Source organism: Brevibacterium sp. NPDC049920 (assembly GCF_040656435.1).
Classification (GTDB): domain Bacteria; phylum Actinomycetota; class Actinomycetes; order Actinomycetales; family Brevibacteriaceae; genus Brevibacterium; species Brevibacterium pityocampae.
Genome location: NZ_JBFAMF010000032.1, coordinates 1 through 1,353, shown reverse-complemented (window position 1 = coordinate 1,353; position 1,353 = coordinate 1). Strand labels below are relative to the sequence as shown.

Here is a 1,353-nt window from a genome sequence, read left to right as displayed (position 1 = left end):
CGCGTTGATGCTCCTATAGTTGTCAAGCCGTGATTTCGCCTGTTCGTGGGTTGGTCTTGATGAGGTGGTAGACCTCGCGGATGACGTAGCGTTTCAAGCACCGGATGATGTCGCGTTTGCTCTTGCCCTCGGCTGTTCGGCGAGCGACGTAGGCGATGGTCGGCTCGTGGAACCGCATCCGCACGATCACGGTCCGGTAGATCGCGGCGTTGAGCTGCCGATGTCCGCCGTGATTGATGCGATGCTTACCGCTGCTCATTCCTGACCCGGCGGGCACGGGACTGATTCCTGCGAGTTTCGCGAACGCTGCTTCGCTGCGGATCCGTTCAGGATTGTCCCCGGCGACGATGAGGATCTCCGCGGCGGTGTCGACGCCGATGCCGAACTCGTCCAGCAGGTGCGGGGCGCGTTGGGCGACGAGTTGCTCGATCTGCGCTTCCAGGCTTTTGATCTCCTCGTTCAAGGCAATCCAGCGCCTGGCGATCGATCGGAGTGCGTGCCGGTTCGCGTCCTCTGGCGTCTCTAATCCGCGTGGGCGGAGCGCGGCGCAGTGACGGGCGATCATCTTCTGCGTTTTCCGTGCTGTCTCACGCCGTAGCTCTTCGTCCGAGTGGACGAGCAGCGCCTTGAGCGTCACCATCGCCCCGGTGCGGTCTTTCACCGCGGTATCGTGGGCGACTTTCAGCTGCCGGATCATCTCCACCACCCCGTCAGCGGTCTTCGGGACCGCAGTCGCGAACCCGGCAAGTACTGCCCGGGCAGCGTTCTCCGCGTCGAGCGTGTCGGATTTCCCGTTCAGTCGGCGCAGCCGCCGATCGGGCCGGGAGACCTCGACGACCTTGTGTCCGTTCCGGCGGACGAACGAGGTCAGCCCGGCACCATAGGAGCCGGTGCCTTCGATTCCGAACGCGATGATCTTCCCGAATGACGACGCCCACTCGAGCAGCTGCTTGAACCCCGCAGCGTCGGTCGCGATCGTGAGAGTCGCCAGGACCCCGCCGATCGAGTCCATCACCGCGGCGACATGAATGTGCTTGTGGGTATCGACGCCGATCACGACGTGCCCGGAACGGGCGGGCTCGATCTGTTCCATGGGGTGCTGTCTCCTTCATCGGTTAGCGTGGTCACACGCTGTCGCCGGCGGGTGGACAGGACTGTCATGGGGACGCTTTGACGAGGCTCCAGGCTCCTATCAGGTCACGCCCGATCCGGCGGCAGCGGTACTGCGCCCGGCCGGAGGTTCGACAGATCAACGCCAAGGCACCCTGCGGGCCAATCGTAAGCAAGGGTCAGAACACTCCGGCCAGGACTACCTCATCCTTGCGGGACGCGGCAGAAACAGACTGACAATCG

1 protein-coding gene is annotated in these 1,353 nt (G+C 63.9%); it reads right to left on the bottom strand.

The window, feature by feature from the left end; translation table 11 throughout:
* Window positions 1-22: 22 nt before the first annotated feature.
* Window positions 23-1,093: an IS110 family transposase gene (locus tag AB0I45_RS13890; RefSeq protein WP_137318401.1), complete on the bottom strand. Its 1,071-nt coding sequence runs from the start codon at window positions 1,091-1,093 to the stop codon at window positions 23-25.
* Window positions 1,094-1,353: the final 260 nt, after the last annotated feature.